The organism is Brevundimonas sp. (genome assembly GCF_051858995.1).
Classification (GTDB): domain Bacteria; phylum Pseudomonadota; class Alphaproteobacteria; order Caulobacterales; family Caulobacteraceae; genus Brevundimonas.
This window is the reverse complement of sequence record NZ_JBHYGN010000012.1, coordinates 119,364-136,812: the sequence shown is the minus strand read 5'-3', so window position 1 is coordinate 136,812 and position 17,449 is coordinate 119,364. Positions and strand designations below refer to the sequence as shown.

Genomic DNA, 17,449 nt, shown 5'->3' with positions numbered 1-17,449 from the left:
GATTGACCCCTCCTTAAGCTGCACCGCTTAAAGCCTTCATCCGCAAGTGCAGGCGGGCGTCCAGTGATCAAGAGTACCGAACATGTGCGGGCCTATGCGACCCGCTATCGGGACATGTTCCTGATCCGCCTGCTGTCCGTCGCGGGCATCTTCGGCATCACCCTGTGGCTGGCGCCCTGGCCCTGGGCCGTCAGTTTCGCCGTCATCCAGTCGATCCTCTACATCCTTCTTTGGCGGGTGGTGGAGCGGGCGCGGCTGAACCCGGAAGAGGACGGCGCCTGGCGACGGCTGAAGCGGCACACGGAGGGCCTGACCTTCTGTCTGGCCACGCACTGCGCCCTGTTCGTGCTGGCGGCATGGAGGCTGGAGCCCGAACTGCTACCGCAGTTCGTCATGCTGATCGTCGGCAATCTGATGGTCGGGGCGCTGCAGGTGCACGTCAGCCGGGTCAGCTTCGCCGTCGCGGTCGTGCCGCCGTCCGTCACCATGGGCCTGATCGCCTGGGGCGAGTTCGGCCTCGACGCCCCCCTGCTGGCCAGCGTCCTGCTGTTCATCCTCGGCGTCACCGGCGCGGCCTGGCGGCAGGCGACCAGCGACCGTGAGACCGTCGAACTCTATGTCGACCTGACCCAGAGCTCCGTCGCCCTGCACGCCGCGCTGGAGGAGGCCCGCGCGGATCGTGAGGCGGCGGAGACCGCCAACCGCGCCAAGTCCCGCTTCCTGGCCATGATCAGCCACGAGGTCCGCACCCCGCTGAACGTCATCCTCGGCATCGTCGAGGTGCTGCGGCGCAAGCGGCGCGGCAAGGAAGAGGCCGGACTGATCGAGGACATGGGCGACGCGGGCGGCATGCTGCTGCGCCTGCTGAACGGCGCGCTGGACCTGTCCAAGATCGAGTCCGGCCAGAGCGAGCCCCAGTTGGCCCCGACCGATGTGCGCGCCCTGCTGGCCTCCGTCGCCCGTGTCTGGCGGCTGCGCGGCGAGGAACTGGGTCTGACGCTGGAGGTCGACTGCCACGGCGCGCCCGAGGACTTCATCGTCGCCACCGACGCCGGACGGATCGAGCAGGTGGTGATCAACCTGCTGTCCAACGCGCTGAAGCTCACGCCGTCGGGCGTCATCCGCATCCGCGCCATGGCCCTGCCGCGCGACAGCGACACGGTCGCCCTGCGCATCGAGGTCGAGGATCAGGGGCCGGGCGTGCCCGAAGCCCAGCGCGAGCGCATCTTCCAGCCGTTCGAACAGCTGGAGGCCGGGCGCGCCGCCGGGGGCGCCGGCCTGGGGCTGGCCATCTGCCGCGCCAATGTCGAGGGGCTGGGCGGGCGTATCGGGGTGGGCGACAGCCAAACCGGCGGCGCCCTGTTCCACATCAACCTGCCCGCGCCGCGCGCCCGGATCGCCGAGGCCGCCCCGCCGACCGCCGAGGTCCGGTCCCTGTCGGTTCTGGCCGCCGAGGACCACGAGGCCAACCGCCGCCTGCTGCGCATGCTGCTGGAGCAGTTCGGCGCGACGGTCACCCTGGTCGAGAACGGCGCCGAGGCGGTCGAGGCGGCGCGGGGCGGCGGCTTCGACCTGGTCCTGATGGACGTGATGATGCCGGTGATGGACGGGGTCCAGGCCCTGACAGCCATCCGCGCCGAGGAGGTCGAGACCGGCCGCCCCCGCCTGCCCGTCCACATGCTGACCGCCAACGTCTTCGATGAGGACGTGGCCCGCTATCGCGCCGCCGGGGCCGACGGGGTTCTGCGCAAGCCCATCGAGATCGAGGCCCTGCACGGCGCGCTGGCCACCGTCGCGGAAGCGGCTTAGGCCGGTCGGCCCAGCCCGTTGCGCCAGCCGGGCTCGGCGAGCGCCAGAACCGCCGTCCGGACATCGGCGGGCCAGTCGGCGACCGCCGCGTCGAAGGCGGTCCAATCGCCCGCGAACAGCATCCGCGTCGCCTCCTCGTAGCCCGGCCGGTCGCCCGCGAGGGTGGTCATCAGCCGGTAGGTCGCGTCCTTGGCCGCCCGGGCGCGGTCCGGCCCCTCGGCCTCCTTCAATGCGCCTTCGACCAGCTTGCGCAGGGCGACCGAGGCGCCGCCGGACTGGGCCGAGAGCCAGTCCCAGTGGCGCGGCAGCAGGGTGACCTCGCGGGCGGTGACGCCCAGCCTGGGCCGACCCGGCCCGCGCTTCTCCGGCTCGGGCGCGGGCGCCAGCCGGGCCAGGGCGTCGGCGGCGGTCCCTCGCAGGTCCAGGTCGATGACCTTGCCCGAGACGGCGTCGAGAACCAGCACCGCTTCCCCGGCCCCGACCGCCGCGTGGACCGTCGGCAGGACCTCGCCCAGAGATCCTTGGGCCAGCAGGCGGTCACCGGCGAAGGCGAGGACGGAAGGGTTGGGATGGGCGGACATGACGGACCTCAAACATGCGGCCGGAGCGGCGCGAGGCCGGGTTATTACCCGGACACAATGACGGCTTCAATATTACCCGGACACAATCTGGAGGCCGCGACGAAGAAGCCTGCTCGGGGACGGAACTCCGGCCCCGCTTCCGCGCTGTTCCGGTACGCCTCCCCGGCTCCGCATCATCACGAGAGATCCCATGACCGACCAACGCATCGAAGGCCTCGCCACCCAGGTCGAGGGCAAGGCCCAGAACGGCCTCGGCCGCCTGACCGGCGACGCCAAGCTCCAGTTCGACGGCAAGCTGAACGAGGTGAAGGGCAAGGCGCTGGACGCCTATGGCCGCGTCATCGACGGGCTGGACGGCCTCGTGGAGAAGGCTCCCGCCCAGTATCAGGACCGCGCCCGTCAGGGCCTCGATTTCGCCCGCCGCAAGCCCCTGCTGACCACCGGCATCGTGGCCGGCGCTCTGCTGGTGCTGGGCAGCCTGAGCGGCCGCCGCCGCTGATCCCTTCCTCCTCGCTAACCGTTGTCGGCCGCCTGTGCGAACAGGCGGCCGATTTCGTCATTGACCGCGCCGGGGCCGTCCAGCTCGACCACGGCGATCAGCCGTTCGGACCAGCTCTCGGTTCGCACGGGTGCGGACAGGCGTTCCGACGCCGACGGATCCAGCTTCAGCCCCAGCAGGGCCGTGCCGCCCTTGAGCGGGCGGATGGCGGCGAACTGCACGGCGCGGGAGAAGCTGGTGTAGCCCTTGCGCTGGCCGGAGATGACGCCCTCAAGCCCGGCGATCTTGCGTTCCAGCGCCTCGAGGATGGCCAGCGAGCGCGGTTCGGCCCAGAGGGCGGCGCGCAGGGCCTCCGCGTCGTCCCAGCCCATCTTATCCGCCGGGCGGGCGGCGTTGAGTATGTGGGCGGCGTGGTTCTGGCCGATGCCGTAGGTGGCCTTGAGCCAGGCGGCCTGGGCCCTGGGCCGGGTCTCGGGGCAACCCTTCTTCAGGATATCAACCCAGACGGCGACCGGGCGGCCGGTCGCCTTCTCGAAATTCGCCTCGACGGTGGCGAACCACTTTTTCTGCCGTTCGGTCAGGACCGCGTCGCCCATCTCAGCCTCCCGACAGCCAGGCGGCGAGGTTGGTCATGTACTGGCGCGTCTGGCGCAACCCCTCGGGGTCGCGGATCATGCCGTCGCCGGGCGCCTCGCTGACGAAGGTCGGGCAGCCAAGGCGGGGATCCCAGTTGTAGTCGGCGAAATGGTGGAAGGTGCTCTGGGCCAGCCCCCTGCCCTTGCCCGCGTCCTCGAAGGCGACGGCGATGTTGAAGGGGCGGTTCGAGACCTTGCTGACGCCGGTGGCGATGACGCGGGCGTCGGCTCCGGGAGGCGCGCCGACGCCGCCCTCGTGCGGGTGGGCCGGGAGGCGATCCAGCACTCCGCCGTCGGCGTCACGCAGCAGCGGATGGACCTCGCCCAGTGGGGTGATGGCCTGCCAGTCGCCGTTGGCGCCGGAATGATAGTTGGGGAAGTCGATGTAGCCGGTCTCGACGTCGTCGCGGGCGTTTCGGGTCGCGTCCGGGTCGAGGCTGCTGGAGTGGAAGTAATGGGCGTCGCCGACCCCGCCGAGGGTGCAGACCGACGAGCCCAGATCCATATGGTCGCGGGTGATCATCAGCCCGCCGCCGCGGGCGCGGAAGGCGGCGATGGCGGCGCACTCCTCGGCGTTCAGCCCGTCGCCGACATCGACGGCGAAGAGCCAGAGCTGGTCATAGTCGCTGTCGGCCAGCCCGCCGATGACCGGATCTGTCTGGCCGCCCGGAACGGCGCGGTCACGGGCCGTGACCTCGACCCCGTCGAGATCGGCGAGGTGGTCGATCAGCCGGGAAAAGCGGTCGATGTGCCAGTCATCCTCGGTGAAGGGGATGGTGGTCTGCAGCAGGATCTTCGGCATCTGGGTCCTCCCTCATCTGCACTGAACCGCCAAGCGGGCGGCGCCGCAATCCACACCAACGGATAGGTCGTCAGACGAAGGGCCGCCGGTCGCGAGACCGGCGGCCCTCCTCTTTCAGCCTTAGGCGGCGAACTACTCCGCCGTCTCGTCTTCCTTCACCTTGGCGGCCGAGCCGGTCGCCGGGGTGATGTCGAAGTCGATCTTGCCGTCCCTGAGCTGGACCTTGACGTGTCCGCCGCGGGTCAGGCGACCGAACAGGATGTCGTCGGCCAGGGGCTTCTTGATGTGCTCCTGGATGGTTCGGGCCAGCGGGCGGGCGCCGTACAGCTCGTCGAAGCCGTTCTTGGCCAGCCAGTCGGCGGCTTCGTCGGTCAGTTCGATGGTGATGTTGCGGTCGCCCAACTGGGCTTCCAGCTGCATGACGAACTTGGACACCACCGACTTGATCGTCTCGGAGTCCAGCGCCTTGAACGCGACGATGGCGTCCAGACGGTTGCGGAACTCCGGCGCGAACAGGCGCTGGATGGCCTTGTCGTCCTCACCCTCGACCTTGCCGCGGCCGAAGCCGATGGCCGCGCGGGCATTGTCGGCGGCCCCGGCGTTGGTGGTCATGATCAGGATGACATTGCGGAAATCGACCTTCTTGCCGACCGCGTCGGTCAGCATGCCGTTGTCCATCACCTGAAGCAGGATGTTGTAGACGTCCGGGTGGGCCTTCTCGATCTCGTCCAGCAGGACCACGGCGTGCGGGTGCTGGTCGACGGCGTCGGTGAGCAGGCCGCCCTGATCATGGCCGACGTAGCCCGGAGGGGCGCCGATCAGACGCGAGACGGTGTGCCGCTCCATGTACTCGGACATGTCGAAGCGCAGCATCTCGATGCCGAGGGTCGAGGCCAACTGCTTGGCCACCTCGGTCTTGCCGACGCCGGTCGGGCCGGAGAACAGGAAGGAGCCGATGGGCTTGTTCGGATCGCGCAGACCGGCGCGGGCCAGCTTCATCGCCGCCGACACCTGATCGATGGCGCTGTCCTGACCGAAGACGACGCGGTTCAGGTCGGTCTGAAGCTCGCGCAGGCTCTCGGTGTCGGACTTGGAGACCGACTTGGCCGGGATACGGGCCATCTTGGCGATGACCGCCTCGACTTCCTTCTGACCGATGACCTTCTTCCGCTTCGACTCGGGCAGCAGCATCTGCGACGCCCCCGCCTCGTCGATCACGTCGATGGCTTTGTCCGGCAGCTTGCGGTCGGTCATGTAGCGGGCCGACAGCTCCACCGCCGTGCGGATAGCGGCGTCGGTGTAGCGCAGCTTGTGGTGACCTTCGTAGCTGGTCTTCAGACCCTTGAGGATCTTGATGGTGTCCTCGACGGTCGGCTCATTGACGTCGATCTTCTGGAACCGGCGCACCAGGGCGCGGTCCTTTTCGAAGTGCTGGCGGTACTCCTTGTAGGTGGTGGAGCCCATGCAGCGCAGGCTGCCCGACGCCAGCGCCGGCTTCAACAGGTTGGAGGCGTCCATCGCCCCGCCCGAAGTCGCGCCGGCGCCGATGACGGTGTGGATCTCGTCGATGAAGAGGACCGCGTTCTCGTGGTTCTCCAGTTCCTTGACCACCTGCTTCAGGCGCTCCTCGAAGTCCCCGCGATAGCGGGTGCCGGCCAGCAGCGCGCCCATGTCGAGCGAGTAGATGGTGGCGCCTTCCAGCACCTCCGGGACTTCGTGGTTGACGATCTTGCGGGCCAGACCTTCGGCGATGGCCGTCTTGCCGACGCCCGGATCACCGACCAGCAGCGGGTTGTTCTTGGTCCGGCGGCAGAGGATCTGGATCGAGCGCTCGACCTCGGCATGGCGGCCGATGAGCGGGTCGATCTTGCCGTTGCGGGCCTTCTCGTTGAGGTCGACGCAGTAGGCTTCGAGCGCCTCGCCGCCGGTCTTGGCGGCGGCGGCGTCCTCGGCGTCCTCGGGACCAACGCCGGCGGCCTTGGCCGGGCGAGTTTCACCAGCGCCCGCCTTCTTGGCGATGCCGTGGGCGATGAAGTTGACCGCGTCGTACCGCGTCATGTCCTGCTCCTGCAGGAAGTAGGCGGCGTGGCTTTCGCGCTCGGAGAAGATGGCGACCAGCACATTGGCGCCCGAAACCTCTTCGCGGCCGGACGACTGGACGTGGATCACCGCGCGCTGGATCACGCGCTGGAAGCCGGCGGTCGGCTTGGCGTCGTCGCCGTCCGAGGTCGCCAGCGCGGCCAGGTCGGTGTCGACATAGAGGGTCAGGGCGGTCTTGAGCGCGGTCAGATCGACGTTGCAGGCCGTCATCACATTGGCGGCGTCTGGATCGTCCACGAGGGCCAGCAGCAGGTGCTCAAGCGTCGCGTACTCGTGACGGCGCTCGTTCGCATAGTGCACCGCGCGGTGCAGGGTCTCTTCGAGAGGACGGGAAAACGAAGGCATAGGGAGGTTCCTCTCAGTCCTTTTCCATCGTGCATTGCAGCGGGTGCTGGTGACGGCGCGCCGTCTCGACCACCTGGGCGACCTTGGTTTCGGCCACCTCATAGGTGAAGACGCCGCACACCCCGACGCCATGCTGGTGCACATGCAGCATGATGCGGGTCGCGTCCTCGCGGCTCTTCTGGAAGAACCGCTCCAGCACGTAGATAACGAACTCCATCGGCGTGTAGTCGTCGTTCAGGATCAGCACCCGGTAGAGCGAGGGCTTCTGAAGTTTCGGCCTGGTTTCGGTGATCGTGGCGGAGCCGGAGCCCTGGCCTTGATCGCCGATCTTTCGTGACGGCGGCATTCGTTGTCCGGTTTTTGGGGAGTCGGATGGACAGATGGGAACTGTCCGCTGGTTTTCCAGATGCGGCAAGTCACACATTGGAGTGGGCCGCGGTCAGAAGGCTCCGCCTTCTCGACTCGACGCGGCGTGGCGCTTGGCGCAGGCTCACCCCGTTGTGGTGGTGCAGAGCGAACGCTGCCCCGTCAGGCGGGAAAATGTGCACTCGGAAAAAATGGAGTGCACATCGTGCACATTTTCGCGTGAGGCGGGGTGTGCGGGGGCGGCTCAACCGTGATGTCAAAGATCTGAGCGCAGTGTGGCATGCCGGTGCGTCGAATCTGGACGTGTGTGTTTCCCTTTCCCGTCGGGAGAGGGACCGATATCCCGGATGACCGAAGTTTCACGGGACATCGCCCGCGTCGCGGGCCAACGTCGGGCGTCGTCATCCGGAGCGACCCGATGCTGTTGCCCACCCTGCTCGCCGCCCTCGCCCTGCAGACGGCGCCGACGATCCCGGAGCAGCCCGCCCTGACGGAGGCGCTGCGGGCGCGGGACGCGACCCTGTTCCACGTCATGTTCGATGAATGTGATCCTGCGGCGCTGGCGGACCTCGTGACCGGCGACCTGGAATTCTATCACGACAAGGGCGGCGCCATGCTGGGGCGCGAGGTGTTCGTGGACGACTATCGCCGCAGCTGTGAGGCGAAGCGGGCGCCGGACGCGTACCGGTCGCGGCGGGTGCTGGTCCCCGAGACCTTCAAGGTGCAGGCCATCCCCGGCTTCGGCGCGGTCGCCGAGGGGGAGCACCAGTTCTACGAACGCCAGGGCGAAGGCCCGCAAAGCCTGGTCGGCAGGGCGCGTTTCGTCGTGCTGTGGCAGCTGGAGGCGGACGGGCAATGGCGCATGGCCCGGACGTTCAGCCTGGATCACGCGGCGGCGGAATAGGACGTCCTTCTCCCCTCGGGGGAGCAGGGGAAAGCAAAAGGCCCCGACGTTTCCGCCGGGGCCTTCTCAACGCTTATCAGAAGTCAGAGCGCCTTAGCGGGCGGCCTGAAACTTCTCGACCGAGGCGGTGACGCGCTCGTTGATCGGCTTGAAGCTGTCCTTCACCGAGGCGGTGAAGACGTCGGTCATCTTGGAGACTTCCGACAGATAGGTTTCGGCGGCCGACTTGGCCCACGAGGTCTGCAGCTCGATGAGCTCCTGAACCGAACGGGCGGCGGTCAGCGACTGGGCGGCGGCGACGCCGTCTTCCCAGCTCTTCTTGCCGTAGGCCAGCGAGGCGGCCGACAGGGTTTCGGCGCCCTTCTGGGCGGCGGTGGCCGAGGCGACCAGGGCTTCGAGGTTCTTCTTGCCCTCGGCGTTCAGCTCGGCGACGCCGGCGATCGACTTGTCCACGCCTTCACGGAAGGCCTTGGCGCCGGCGGCCTGGAACTTTTCAGCCTGGGCGGTGGTCTTCTCGGCGGTCGCCTTGACGGTTTCGACGGTCTTTTTCACGGTTTCGGCGCTGTCGGCCATGGAAGTCTCTCCTGAACCTTGGGCGGCGGGGGCCGCTGATGAATTTTTTCACGCGACTGGTGAATCCGCCGCGACGTCGCTCATATGGTGCAAGTGCGAAAAGCGGTCAAGAGTTTATGGTGCACCGCACAAAAGTTTCATGAACCGCCGTTACGGCCCCGCTTCACAAAGTTGTTGACGCGGCGTTTACCCTCACGAAACCCGCCCCGCCCATGTTAGCCTTCATGTCAGCGTCACGCCGGGGGGCCGTCGTCGCGCTAATGTAACGAGGGCTCGCCGCTTGCCGTTGACTGCACTGCTCCGCCGGGGATGGCTTTCGCTGATGCTGGTTGCCGCGGTGGCGGCCATGCCCGCCGCCACGCCCACGCCCCTGGTCGCCCAGGCCACCGACAATGCGCGCTACGCCGCCATCGTGGTGGACGCCCAGTCGGGCGAGGTGCTGTTCGCGCGCCATGCCGACAGCCGCCGCTATCCCGCGTCGATCACCAAGGTGATGACCCTCTATATGACGTTCGAGGCGCTGGCCGAGGGCCGGGTCAAGCTGGACGACGTGATCACCGTTTCGCCCCATGCCGCCAGCCAGCCGCCGTCCAAGCTGGGCCTCGCCGCCGGGCAGACCATCACCCTTGAAGACGCCATGAAGGCCACGGCGGTGCGCAGCGCCAACGACATGGCCGTTGCCATCGCCGAACACGTCGGCGGCTCGGAAGCCCGCTTCACGGCGCAGATGACGCTGAAGGCAAATGAGCTGGGCATGACCCAGACCCGCTATGTGAACGCCAATGGCCTGCCGGACGCGCGCCAGCTGACCTCGGCCCGCGACCTGGCCATCCTGGCCCGGGCGGTCATGCGCGACTATCCGCAATACTATCGGTTCTTCGGCCAGCACGACTGGGCCTACAACGGTCGCGACTATCGCAACACCAACGGCCTGCTGCACGGCGGCAACGGCTATGACGGGATGAAGACCGGCTACACCAACGCCTCGGGCTACAATCTGGCGGCCTCGGCGGTGCGTGACGGAAGGCGGATCATCACCGTGGTGCTGGGCGGACGCTCGACCGCCAGCCGCAACGCCCACGTCGCCGCTCTGATGGACACCGGCTTCGAAGTCGAACGCGCCCGCGCGAACGGCCAGCAGATCCAGGTGGCCCAGACCTTCTTCGAACAGCGCGGCTTCGGCCTGGGGCCGGACAATGCCCCGGTGCAGTACGCCTCGGCCAACACCAGCGAGGACGGCGAGGACAGCAGCGTGGCCTATACCGCCCTGCCCGCTATCGGCGCCCAGCCGACCCGCGTGACCCCGCCCCCGTCAGAGCGCGCCGCCGCCCCTGCCACCGTGCAGCGCGCCGAGGCCCGCCCGGCGGACGTGACCGCCATCCTGAACGGCGGCGTGGCCCCGACGCCCGCCCGCACCCCGCCGCGCGCCGCTCCGGCCCGTCCCGCCCGGGAGCCCGCGCGCGAGCCCGCCGGCCGCTGGGCCGTGCAGGTCGGCGCCTTCCGCGAGGAGAATGTGGCCCGCGACTGGCTGACCGAGGTCAACCGCCGCTTCCGCAGCCAGTTCGCCAGCGCCGAGCGCAATGTGCAGAACGCCTCGGGCTGGTACCGCTCGCGCTTTACCGGCATGACCGAGGCGGGCGCCCGCGCCGCCTGCGAGGCCCTGTCCGAGCGTCGCGTGACCTGCATGGTCGTGCGGCCGGAGTAATCCGCCCCCCTCTCCTGCCCCCAGGATCGGCGCGGAGCCTTGCTCCCGGCCCGCTTTTCCCCTATACGCGCCCGCTTTCCAGGACCTCGGTCCCGGTGCGGAACGCCAAAGGGTTCGGACAATCGGTCCGGCCGCCGCCTCGGGAACCATCGTGGAACGGACTGAACCCGGTCCGCCCGCGCCGATGTCCACAAGGGAGAATGCCGCATGGCTCTTTATGAGCACACGGTCATGACGCGCCAGGATATCTCGGCGCAGCAGGCCGAAGCGCTGAACGACACCATCAAGACTCTGATCGAGGAAAACGGCGGCGCCGTCGCCAAGATCGAGTACTGGGGTCTGCGCAACCTGACCTATCGCGTGAAGAAGAACCGCAAGGCTCACTACTCGCTGCTCGCCGTCGACGCCCCTCCGGCCGCCATGGCCGAAGTCGAGCGTCAGCTGTCGATCAACGAAGACGTGCTGCGCTGGCTGACCGTCCGCGTCGAGGAACTCGACCTGGAACTGTCGCCGCTGCTGGCCCGTCGTGAACGTGAACGCGAACGTGAGCGTGAGCGCGGTCCCCGCGAAGACGCCGCGGTCGAAGCCTAAGGAACCCGGAACATGACCGATACCACCGCCCCGACCCCGGGCGCGCCGGCCGGCTCCGGCCCGGCCCGTCGCCCGTTCTTCCGCCGCCGCAAGGTGTGCCCGTTCTCCGGCCCGAACGCGCCGAAGATCGACTACAAGGACGTCAAGCTGCTGCAACGCTACATCAGCGAGCGCGGCAAGATCGTCCCGTCGCGCATCACGGCTGTCTCCCAGAAGAAGCAACGCGAGCTGGCCAAGGCCATCAAGCGCGCGCGCTACCTGGCCCTCCTGCCCTACGTGGTGAAGTAAGATGAAGGTCGTTCTGCTGGAACGCGTCGATAACCTCGGCGCCATCGGCGACGTCGTCACTGTCAAGGACGGCTTCGCCCGCAACTTCCTTCTGCCGCGCGACAAGGCCCGCCGGGCCACCGCCGCGAACCTGAAGGCGTTCGAACTCGACCGCGCCGCCATCGAGGCCCGCAACGAGAAGAACAAGGCCGACGCCCAGAAGGTCGCCGACAAGATCGACGGCCAGACCTACGTCATGATCCGTCAAGCCGGTGAAACCGGTCAGCTGTACGGTTCGGTCGCCGGTCGCGACGTCGCTGAAGCCGTTCAGGCTGAAGGCGGCAAGGTCGAGCGTTCGCAAGTCGTGCTCAACACGGCGATCAAGACGCTGGGCGTCCACGAAGTGCTGGTCCGCCTGCACGCCGAGGTCACGGCCACCGTCAAGATCAACATCGCCCGTTCGGCTGAAGAAGCCGAGCGTCAAGCCAAGGGCGAGGACGTGATCAAGTCGGCTTACGAAGAAGACCGTGAAGCCGCCGCCGAACAGGCCGCGGACATGGTCGCCGGCGGCGCCGGCCAACAGGACGGTCTGGGCAGCGAAGCCTAGAGCCTGATCGTCCTCACCGGCATCGCGACGCGATCCCGGTGAGGACGTGAATCAGGCTCAAGATTTATGTTGGAGCGAAATCTGAGTTCGGATGCGAAAGCATCCGAACCGATTTCGCTCTAACACCGTTACTGGTGCCTGAAAGACACGGCGGCGTGGGGGAGACCCTGCGCCGCCGAACTTTTTTCTGCGCCGTCCTTGACGCATTTATGACGCATCGCAATATCGCATCTGCTCATCGAGACCGGCTGAGGGATAGGCCCTTTGACGTCGGGGCAACCTGCGGATTTCCGTAAGGTGCCAACTCCTTCGGGACCCTAGAGGTCGCGGCAGATGAGAGGCCGGAAAGCCCGGACTCCCCCCATCTGTCACCGCAGGCGTTCTCGATAAGCAGGAGACGACCATGCGTAATCGCACGCCTCAGCTTCTGATCGTTCCCGCCGCCCCCGCCGCGCATCGACTTTACATGTGTCGCGCGGGTTCGATGCGATGTCGCCGTTCGCTTTAATCGGCTGACGACCTATCGGCTTTCCGCCGAACCAGAACACCCACAACGCAAGCCCGGCTCATCGGCGATCGCTGCCCGCGACGCCGCCCGAGGACCTGCGCCTGATCGAGAAGAGAGTCTCTCATGACCACCACTGCCCGCTTCCGCCTGACCCTGTTCGCCGCCGCCTCGGCCTCGGCCCTGCTGGCCGGAGCCGCCGCCGCCCAGACCGCCCCGCAATCGACCGCGCAGGAGCCCGCCGCCGAGGTGGACGAGATCGTCGTCACGGGCACCCGCGTGGCCGGCCGCTCGCGCCTCGACACCGTGGCCCCGGTCGACGTCGTCACCGCCGAGAACCTGCAACAGCGCGGGACCACCGAACTGGCCACCCAGCTGGCCGCCAGCGTCCCGGCGCTGAACTTCCCCCGTCCGTCGGCCACCGACGGCACGGACTCCATCCGACCGGCCACCCTGCGAGGACAGGGGCCGGACCAGACGCTGGTGCTGGTGAACGGGGTGCGCCGTCACTCGACCGCGCTGGTGAACACCAACGGCTCGGTCGGGCGCGGCTCGGCGGCGGTGGACCTGAACGCCATCCCCAGCTCGGCCATCGAGCGGGTCGAGGTGCTGCGGGACGGCGCCGCGGCCCAGTACGGCTCGGACGCCATCGCCGGTGTGCTGAACCTTCGTCTGCGCGAAGCGTCCAGCGGCGGCGGCGCGACCGTGACCTACGGCGGCTATCTGACCGACTACAACGGCAACTACGGCGGCGGGGACGACCTGCATGACGGCGAAAGCCTGACGGTGTCGGGGTGGCAGGGCTTCGGCCTGGGCGCGGACGGCTTCATCACCGCCTCGATCGAGTACCGCGACCGCGCCCGCACCAACCGCAGCGACATCGATCCTCGCTACACCCCGGCCCAGGTGCGTGGCGGACAGGGCGATCCGGAATCCGAGGATCTGGCGGTCTATCTGAACGCGGGCAAACCGCTGGCGGCGGGCTGGGAAGCGTACGGATGGGCCGGCTACCAGACGCGCGACGCCTCAGCGGCGGCCTTCTACCGGACACCGGACGACAACGCCCAGAACCCCGCCTATGCGGGCACGGGGCGAGTCTATCCGAACGGCTACCTGCCCTACATTCTCACCGACAGCACCGACTGGACAGCGGCGGCGGGCGTGCGCGGCCAGGCCTCGGGCTTCGACGTGGACATCAACGTCGGCTACGGCCGCAACGAGATTGAGTTCGGAGTGGAGAACACCCTGAACCCCTCCTTGGGAGTGACCTCGCCCACCAGCTTCGACGCGGGCTCGCTGACCTACGACCAGCTGGTGTTGGGCATCGATGCGTCCCGCCAGTACGAGGTCGGCCTCTACGGCCCGCTGAACGTCGCCTTCGGACTGGAAGCGCGTCAGGAAAGCTACCAGATCGGCGCCGGGGAGCCGGACTCCTATCGGCGGGGGTCAGTCACCAACGTCGGCGGCACGGACGTGAGCTGGGGCTCGCGCGGTTTCACCGGCTTCACCCCGGCCAATGAGGTGGACGAGGACCGGCACAACGTCGGCGTCTATCTGGATCTGGAGGGCGAGGTGGCCGAGAACTTCACCGTCTCGGGCGCCGTCCGCTACGAGGACTATTCGGACTTCGGGGACAACATCTCGGGCAAGCTGGCCGCCCGCTATGATTTCACGCCCAGCTTCGCCGTGCGTGGCGCGGTCTCGACCGGCTTCCGCGCGCCCAGCCTGCAGCAGCAGTATTTCACCCAGACGGCCATCGTCTACATCTCCAACGTCCCCTACGAGACCGGCACCTTCCCGTCGCTGAGCCCGGTCGGGCTGGCGCTGGGCGGGACGCCGCTGGAGGCCGAGACATCCACCAACTATTCGCTGGGTCTGGTCTACCGGAAGGGTCCGTTCGAGCTGACGGCCGACGCCTATCGCATCGACATTGAGGACCGGATCGTCCTGTCCGAGACCCTGACCGGCAGCGCCACGGCGGCGGTCGGGACCAACGCCCGCACCATCTTCGACCTGCTGCAGCCCTACGGCGCCTCGGCGGCGCGGTTCTTCATCAACGGGGTGGACACCGAGACGACGGGTCTGGATATCGTGGCCCGCTATCGCATCGACGAGGGCTTCGGGCGGCTGGACCTGACGCTGGCGGGCAACGTCAACGACTTCAAGGTGACCAAGACCCCGACCACGGCCACGGGCATCCTGCCGACGCCGGTGAACCTGTTCGCCCGTCAGGCCACCCTGCGGTTCGAGGAAGGCACGCCGCCGTGGAAGATCGTCACCCAGGCGGACTGGAGCAAGGATCGCTTCGGCGCGACGCTGCGGGTGACCGGCTATGGAGACGTCCTGGCTCCCGGCGCGACGGCGGCGACCGACCTGCAGCTGGGCGAGTCCGTCGTGGTCGATCTGGAGGCCCGCTACCGGATCAGCGACCGGGTGACCTTCGCCATCGGGGCCGATAACGCCTTCGACGAGTACACCGCGCAGATCCTGCCCGCGAATAACACCTCGGGAGCCTTCCCCTTCTCCAACTTCTCGCCGTTCGGCTTCAACGGGCGCTTCCTGTACGCCCGCGTCGGCCTGAGCTGGTGATCGGACTTGGCGCGGGCGGTTCGCCGTCCGCGCCACCGACCGTTGTTTCGCCACAAACGACACGGCAAGCTGGGCCATTCGGAGGGAGTGGTTCATGCGCGCAATCTTGATGGCGGTTCTGGCCGTCTGTGTTTTCGCCGGGTCGGCCCTGGCCCAGGCGCCGATGACGCTGGACAGCTTCGTCACCCGCGCCAACCGCATCCCGCTGAACGCCACCGCCATGCTGCGGCCCGACGCCCACCGGCTGAAGGGCGAGGCCGAGCGGGCCTTCCGGACGGTCGGCAATGAGATCGACACCGCCCGCAGCGCCGGGCGTCGTCCCCCCGCCTGCCCGCCCGAGCGGATCAACCTGAACGTCCGGCAGTTGCTGGCCCACCTGAACGCCATTCCGCAGGCCCGCCGCCAGCGGATGACGGTCACCGACGGCATCCGCGAATGGATGGCCGACCGATACCCCTGCCCCGCCTGACAAGCGTTGCCATAGGGCCTCCGGCGTCCTAACTGAGCCGCCGGAGACCTCCCCATGCTTCGTATCGCGTTCGCCCTCGGGCTCGCCCTGTTCCTTTCGCTCGCCAGCGCCAGCGCCGCGAACGCCATGAGCGTGCGCGAATTCCTGGCCATCGCCGACCGCCTGCCGCAGAACGCCACCTCGGCCCTGCGGCCGGATGGACGCCGCCTGATCGGCGAAGTCAGCCGCTCGGTCCACGCCGTACGCGACGAACAGGCCGCCGATGTGCGCGCCGGTCGCCGCCCCGCCTACTGCATCCCGCCCGCGGGCAGCGGCATCACGCCGGAAGGCCTGCTGGCCCGCTTCCGCGCCATGCCGAACGGTCGCCGCGACATCTCGGTGCGACAGGCGATCCGCGAGTGGATGATCGAGCGCTGGCCCTGTTCGGCCTGAGGCGTTAACTGATCCGACTACGGAATTCCGGACGGCCCACAACGTCTCCCGGGTTTTCCCCGACCAAGGATTACTACGCACAAGACGCCAGAGCGCCTTGAGGGCATGAGAATGATCATGAACGCCTTCGCTCCGTCCGCCTTCGCCGATCCGTCCTCCGTCGCGTCCCTGCCGCACAACCTCGAGGCCGAGCAGGCGCTGCTGGGCTCGCTGATGTTCGACAACGGGGTGTTCGAGCGCCTGAGCGACCGCCTGCGCGGCTCGCATTTCTACGAACCCTTCCATCAGCGGCTGTTCGAGGCCATCGAGGACCACATCCGGCAGGGCATGCTGGCCGAGCCGACCATCCTGATGGAGCGGTTCAAGCAGGACCCGGCGTTCCAGCAGTTCGGCGGCCTGCGCTATCTGGCCGATCTGGTCGACCGCGCCCCGCCCGGCGCCAACGCCCCCGACTATGCGCGCGTGGTCTATGACCTGGCCCTGCGCCGCGACCTGATCCGCATCGGCGGTGAGATCATCAAGGACGCCCCCGACCCCGAGCGCCCCGCCGAGGACCAGATCGAACAGGCTGAGCAGACGCTGTACTCGCTGGCCGAGACGGGGAAGCCGTCGTCCGGTTTCGTCAGCTTTTCCCACGCCTTGTCCGGCGCCGTTCAGATGGCGGCGGAAGCCTATCAGCGGGACGGCAAGCTGGCCGGTCTGGCGACGCAGCTGGACGATCTGGACCAGAAGCTGGGCGGCCTGCATCCGTCCGACCTGCTGATCCTCGCGGGCCGTCCGTCGATGGGCAAGACGGCGCTGGCCACCAACATCGCCTTCAACGTGGCGCGCAGCTATCGCTGGGAGCCGACGCCGGAGGGCCGCAAGACGGTCTCGGGCGGGGTGGTCGCCTTCTACTCGCTGGAAATGAGCGCCGAACAGCTGGCCATGCGTATGCTGGCCGACGCCTCAGGCGTGTCGTCCGACAAGCTCCGCAAGGGCGAGATCGACGCCTCGGACTTCGGCAAGATCCGCGACGCGGCGGTCGAGATTGGCGAAAGCCCCCTCTACATCGACGCCACCGGCGGTCTGTCCATCTCCAAGCTGGCCGCGCGGGCGCGTCGCCTGAAGCGGATGGAGCATGGGCTGGACCTGATCATCGTCGACTACCTCCAGCTGGTGACCACGGGCGAGAACAGCCAGAAGAACCGGGTGCAGGAGGTGTCCGAGATCACCGGCGGCCTGAAGGCCCTGGCCAAGGAACTGTCGGTGCCGATCATCGCCCTGTCGCAGCTGTCGCGTCAGGTCGAGCAGCGCGAGGACAAGCGGCCCCAGCTGTCCGACCTGCGGGAATCCGGCTCGATCGAGCAGGACGCCGACTGCGTGATGTTCGTGTACCGCGAAAGCTACTACCTGGGCCGCGCCGAGCCCAAGGAAGGCACTGAGGAGCACCTGCAGTGGCAGCAGGACATGGACCGGTTGGAGCACCAGGCCGAGGTCGTCATCGGCAAGCAGCGCCACGGCCCCATCGGCATCGTGAAGCTGGCGTTCGACGCCAACACGACGCGCTTCGGCAACCTGGCCCATGGGCAGGGCGGGTATAACAGCGACTACGAGTAAATGACCCTTCTCCCGATGGGAGAAGATGGCCCGAAGGGCCGGATGAGGGTCGGCTGTTTCAGTCGGCGTGA

At 68.0% G+C, this 17,449-nt stretch carries 17 protein-coding genes and 1 riboswitch; of the genes, 11 read left to right on the top strand and 6 right to left on the bottom strand.

Annotation, left to right across the window (positions count from 1 at the left end; translation table 11 throughout):
* Positions 1-63: 63 nt before the first annotated feature.
* Complete coding sequence (locus tag ACTIEF_RS14345) at positions 64-1,809, top strand: response regulator (protein WP_439472819.1); 1,746 nt, start codon at positions 64-66, stop codon at positions 1,807-1,809.
* Here ACTIEF_RS14345 and ACTIEF_RS14340 read toward each other — a convergent pair.
* Positions 1,806-2,390: a DUF2239 family protein gene (locus ACTIEF_RS14340; protein WP_439472818.1), complete on the bottom strand. Its 585-nt coding sequence runs from the start codon at positions 2,388-2,390 to the stop codon at positions 1,806-1,808. The two genes, ACTIEF_RS14345 and ACTIEF_RS14340, sit on opposite strands and share 4 nt — an antisense overlap.
* Positions 2,391-2,580: 190 nt before the next feature.
* On the opposite strand from ACTIEF_RS14340, the gene ACTIEF_RS14335 reads away from it, so the two are divergent.
* Positions 2,581-2,889 (top strand): CsbD family protein, encoded by a 309-nt coding sequence (locus ACTIEF_RS14335; protein ID WP_439472817.1) that lies wholly within the window; start codon positions 2,581-2,583, stop codon positions 2,887-2,889.
* Between the two features lie 14 nt (positions 2,890-2,903).
* Here ACTIEF_RS14335 and ACTIEF_RS14330 read toward each other — a convergent pair whose 3' ends face one another.
* The 4 genes from ACTIEF_RS14330 to clpS form a co-directional block, all read right to left on the bottom strand.
* Positions 2,904-3,485, bottom strand: coding sequence for a DUF4287 domain-containing protein (locus ACTIEF_RS14330; RefSeq protein WP_439472816.1), 582 nt, complete (start codon positions 3,483-3,485; stop codon positions 2,904-2,906).
* A 1-nt stretch (position 3,486) separates the two neighbouring features.
* Positions 3,487-4,326, bottom strand: a complete 840-nt coding sequence (locus ACTIEF_RS14325) for a hypothetical protein (protein ID WP_439472815.1) — start codon at positions 4,324-4,326, stop codon at positions 3,487-3,489.
* A gap of 132 nt (positions 4,327-4,458) precedes the next feature.
* Positions 4,459-6,771 carry an ATP-dependent Clp protease ATP-binding subunit ClpA gene (clpA, locus tag ACTIEF_RS14320; RefSeq protein WP_439472814.1) on the bottom strand — a complete coding sequence of 771 codons (2,313 nt, stop codon included), beginning with the start codon at positions 6,769-6,771 and terminating at the stop codon, positions 4,459-4,461.
* A 13-nt stretch (positions 6,772-6,784) separates the two neighbouring features.
* The gene (gene clpS, locus ACTIEF_RS14315) at positions 6,785-7,117 is read right to left on the bottom strand and encodes an ATP-dependent Clp protease adapter ClpS (RefSeq protein WP_439472813.1); all 333 of its coding nucleotides are present in this window, start codon (positions 7,115-7,117) and stop codon (positions 6,785-6,787) included.
* Between the two features lie 438 nt (positions 7,118-7,555).
* Here clpS and ACTIEF_RS14310 point away from each other — a divergent pair, with 438 nt between their 5' ends.
* Positions 7,556-8,041: a nuclear transport factor 2 family protein gene (locus tag ACTIEF_RS14310; protein ID WP_439472812.1), complete on the top strand. Its 486-nt coding sequence runs from the start codon at positions 7,556-7,558 to the stop codon at positions 8,039-8,041.
* A gap of 93 nt (positions 8,042-8,134) precedes the next feature.
* Here the strand turns inward: ACTIEF_RS14310 and ACTIEF_RS14305 are convergent, their stop codons facing one another.
* Complete coding sequence (locus tag ACTIEF_RS14305; protein WP_439472811.1) at positions 8,135-8,614, bottom strand: phasin family protein; 480 nt, start codon at positions 8,612-8,614, stop codon at positions 8,135-8,137.
* 322 nt (positions 8,615-8,936) lie between these two features.
* On the opposite strand from ACTIEF_RS14305, the gene ACTIEF_RS14300 reads away from it, so the two are divergent.
* The 8 genes from ACTIEF_RS14300 to ACTIEF_RS14265 all read left to right on the top strand — a co-directional run bounded on the left by ACTIEF_RS14300 (position 8,937) and on the right by ACTIEF_RS14265 (position 17,378).
* The gene (locus tag ACTIEF_RS14300; RefSeq protein ID WP_439472810.1) at positions 8,937-10,319 is read left to right on the top strand and encodes a D-alanyl-D-alanine carboxypeptidase; all 1,383 of its coding nucleotides are present in this window, start codon (positions 8,937-8,939) and stop codon (positions 10,317-10,319) included.
* A gap of 207 nt (positions 10,320-10,526) precedes the next feature.
* Positions 10,527-10,910 carry a 30S ribosomal protein S6 gene (rpsF, locus tag ACTIEF_RS14295; RefSeq protein ID WP_439472809.1) on the top strand — a complete coding sequence of 128 codons (384 nt, stop codon included), beginning with the start codon at positions 10,527-10,529 and terminating at the stop codon, positions 10,908-10,910.
* Positions 10,911-10,922: 12 nt separating this feature from the next.
* Positions 10,923-11,198: a 30S ribosomal protein S18 gene (gene rpsR / locus ACTIEF_RS14290; RefSeq protein WP_092311918.1), complete on the top strand. Its 276-nt coding sequence runs from the start codon at positions 10,923-10,925 to the stop codon at positions 11,196-11,198.
* 1 nt (position 11,199) lies between these two features.
* Positions 11,200-11,784, top strand: coding sequence for a 50S ribosomal protein L9 (gene rplI, locus ACTIEF_RS14285; protein WP_439472808.1), 585 nt, complete (start codon positions 11,200-11,202; stop codon positions 11,782-11,784).
* Positions 11,785-12,016: 232 nt separating this feature from the next.
* A riboswitch (SAM riboswitch) is annotated at positions 12,017-12,124 on the top strand.
* Positions 12,125-12,415: 291 nt separating this feature from the next.
* Positions 12,416-14,878: a TonB-dependent receptor plug domain-containing protein gene (locus ACTIEF_RS14280; protein ID WP_439472807.1), complete on the top strand. Its 2,463-nt coding sequence runs from the start codon at positions 12,416-12,418 to the stop codon at positions 14,876-14,878.
* A gap of 94 nt (positions 14,879-14,972) precedes the next feature.
* Positions 14,973-15,347, top strand: a complete 375-nt coding sequence (locus ACTIEF_RS14275; protein ID WP_439472806.1) for a hypothetical protein — start codon at positions 14,973-14,975, stop codon at positions 15,345-15,347.
* Between the two features lie 54 nt (positions 15,348-15,401).
* A complete protein-coding gene (locus ACTIEF_RS14270; RefSeq protein WP_439472805.1) occupies positions 15,402-15,779 on the top strand; it encodes a hypothetical protein in 378 nt (125 codons plus the stop codon).
* 117 nt (positions 15,780-15,896) lie between these two features.
* Positions 15,897-17,378 (top strand): replicative DNA helicase, encoded by a 1,482-nt coding sequence (locus ACTIEF_RS14265; protein ID WP_439472804.1) that lies wholly within the window; start codon positions 15,897-15,899, stop codon positions 17,376-17,378.
* The last annotated feature ends 71 nt before the right edge of the window (positions 17,379-17,449 follow it).